Origin of the sequence: Streptomyces pilosus (assembly GCF_014649835.1) — a bacterium.
In the GTDB taxonomy this organism is placed as follows: Bacteria; Actinomycetota; Actinomycetes; order Streptomycetales; family Streptomycetaceae; genus Streptomyces; species Streptomyces pilosus.
The window spans coordinates 1-2,636 of record NZ_BMTU01000030.1 but is presented as its reverse complement, the minus strand read 5'-3'; the positions used below and the strand labels follow the sequence as shown (position 1 = coordinate 2,636).

Here is a 2,636-nt window from a genome sequence, read left to right as displayed (position 1 = left end):
TGCACCGACCTCACTCGCGAGGAGATGCCGGGTGCGCTGGCGGCCGCGGAGGTCGAGCGCCTGCCCAAGCGGCGCGACCTTTCCGTCGCTGCGATCCAGGAAAGGGTTGGGGACGCCCGGACCAACCCCGACGCGGAGTACGGCGTCCGCCTGAGCCGGGCCCTGTTCATGTGAAAACCCCCGGGGGCGGGCACGGGGTCTCCCCACATCGGTCCTCGATCGAGCGGTACACGTCCCCACGCACTCCACATGCCTGTGCCCCGACGCGGTCGACGTCGGGGCACAGGCTGTGGAGTGCGCACGCGTTACGGAGCTGCCCGGACACGTGCTGTCAGAAAGTGCGCGCGGCCACCTCCGTCTCCCACGCGACGCCCAGGCACGACGCGGTGAAGAACGCGACGGGCCGCGGACGCCACCTGCCGGTGGACGCCCGCGGCCTGCCAGTGATGATGATGGTCACCCTGGCCGGCGTCCACGTCGCTCACGCTGCCCGCTGAGGAGGGTCAGTTGCCGGGAACGGTGACGACGATCTTGCCGACCTGTCCGCCGGCTTCCAGGTACCGGTGTGCCTCGGCGATGTCCTCCAGCGGGAACGTCTTGTCGATGGTGGGAGTCAGCTCGCCCTTGGCGAGACCGTCGGCCACGAAGGCGACCGCTTCGGCGCGTCGCCGGTCGTCGGTGGTGATCTCGAAGAGTTCGAACCCCCGGATGGTGAGGTGCTTGAAGAGGACCTCACCGACGTTGAGCGGGGTGGGGGTGCGGTCGAGGACGCCGTAGAGGACGAGGTGGGCCTCGTGGGCGGCGGCGGTGACGAGGTCGGCCAGGGCCGTGCCGCCGACGGGGTCGAAGATGACGCGGGCGCCCTGGCCGTCGGTCAGCTCCCGCACCCGGGCGGGGACGTCCTCCTCGGCGGTGGCGATGACCTCGTCCGCGCCGGCGTCCAGGAGCTGCTGCCGCTTGGCGCCGGTGCGGGTCAGGGCGACGGCGCGGGCGCCGGCCTTGTGGGCGACCTGGATGGCGGCAAGGCCGACGCTGCTGGAGGCCGCGGAGATCAGGACGGTGTCGCCGGGACGGACGCCCGCGAGGTCGACCAGGCCGCCGTAGGCGGTGATGAACTGCATCCACACCGAGGCCGCCTCCTCGAAGGAGAGCCGCTCGGGGTGGGCGACGACCGCGTGGGCGGGGGCGAGAACCGCCTCTCCGTGCACGCCATAGTCGGTCATGGCGAAGGACGGCACCACGCTCACCGCCTCACCCACGCTCAGGCCGCGCACGCCGTCACCAAGGGCCTCGACCACTCCGGACGCCTCGTAGCCGATGCCGGAGGGGAAGACGGGATCGGTGCCGTACTGGCCGAGCCGGAACATCGACTCCGCCCGGTTCAGGCCCAGCGCCCGGGTCCGGATCAGGACTTCGCCCGGCCCGGGCTCGGGCACGGGGGCCTCCTCCAAATGCAGGACTTCGGGTCCGCCGGTCTGATGGAAACGGACGACGCGGTTCATGCGTGGCTCCTTGGTGCGGTTCGGTGCGCTGGGGAAGCCGGTGTCGCACCGGCCTCCCCTCCACCTTGCCCCAAGGTTCGATGGGTGTCAAATTTTGACTGACATCGAAATATGTACGTCGAGGCCGGCGTCATCCCTCAGTCGACGCCCGAGCCGGTCTCCGCCGCGCAGGCCGCGATCACGGCCGGGAGCAGGCCGGGGAACCGCTCCTCCATCTCGTCGGCGCGCAGCGTGTTCATCTTGGTCACGCCCACGTAGTACTGCCGGATCACCCCCGCTTCGCGCAGCACGTTGAAGTGGTGGGTGAGCGTGGAGATGGAGACCGGTGCCTCGAACGTGCCACAGCTCATGTCCTCGCCCTTGCGCGCGAGCTGGGAGACCACCATCCGGCGCACCGGGTCCACCAGCGCCTCCATCACCTGCTGGAGATCCACCTGGGCGAGGTCGGGATGATCCACTGTCCGGGGGGCGGTACGGGGGCGGGCCACAGTCAACTCCTAGAGGCGATACCGGCAACTCATCTATACTACGACTGTCGTCGAAGTAATGGTCAGGGCCAACCCGCACCATGCGTGCCGGGCTGAGCAGGGCAACGCAGCGCGCCTCCTGCCTCGGGCCGGTGATCAGGTCCTTAATTCCATGCCGTCCTCGACGTGCCGCACGGTCACTGGGCCAGTGGTGTGTGGGTGCCGTAGGAGCGCCGGTGATAGGTGAGTGGTCTCAGGGATCCCTCGCCCGGTTCGGCGGCCGTCACGTGGGCGAGCAGGACGGTGTGGTCGCCGGCGTCGACGCAGTCGGCCACCTTGGCGGCGAACCATGCTGCGACGTCCGGCAGCCGCGGCAGTCCCCCGCCCGGCGCCCAGTCGATTCGATCGAACTTGTCGGGTCCGGAGCGGGCGAAGACGGAGGCCAGATCGGCCTGGTGCGCACCGAGGACGTTCAGGCCGAAGCGGCCGCTGCGACGGATGACCGCCAGTAGGTGTGAGCGTTGGCCCAGCGACACCAGCACCATGGGCGGCGTCATGGACAGGGACGCGAAGGCGCTGACCGTGGTGCCGTGCGGGCGAGTGCTGTTGAACCGTCTTCCGCAGGTCGTGCCGCTGATCGCCGACGTGCCGGCTGACACGGTCGTCA

4 protein-coding genes are annotated in these 2,636 nt (G+C 70.0%); 1 reads left to right on the top strand and 3 read right to left on the bottom strand.

The features are described from left to right. Nucleotides 1–338 precede the first annotated feature (338 nt). Nucleotides 339–497 (top strand): hypothetical protein, encoded by a 159-nt coding sequence (locus IE118_RS33735; protein ID WP_189561916.1) that lies wholly within the window; start codon nt 339–341, stop codon nt 495–497. A 6-nt stretch (nt 498–503) separates the two neighbouring features. Here the strand turns inward: IE118_RS33735 and IE118_RS33730 are convergent, their stop codons facing one another. The 3 genes from IE118_RS33730 to IE118_RS33720 all read right to left on the bottom strand — a co-directional run bounded on the left by IE118_RS33730 (nt 504) and on the right by IE118_RS33720 (nt 2,628). Then, a complete protein-coding gene (locus tag IE118_RS33730; protein ID WP_189561915.1) occupies nt 504–1,502 on the bottom strand; it encodes a zinc-dependent alcohol dehydrogenase family protein in 999 nt (332 codons plus the stop codon). Between the two features lie 137 nt (nt 1,503–1,639). Next, the gene (locus IE118_RS33725; protein WP_051850988.1) at nt 1,640–1,960 is read right to left on the bottom strand and encodes an ArsR/SmtB family transcription factor; all 321 of its coding nucleotides are present in this window, start codon (nt 1,958–1,960) and stop codon (nt 1,640–1,642) included. A gap of 206 nt (nt 1,961–2,166) precedes the next feature. After that, nucleotides 2,167–2,628 (bottom strand): flavin reductase family protein, encoded by a 462-nt coding sequence (locus tag IE118_RS33720; RefSeq protein ID WP_229847090.1) that lies wholly within the window; start codon nt 2,626–2,628, stop codon nt 2,167–2,169. Nucleotides 2,629–2,636 lie beyond the last annotated feature (8 nt).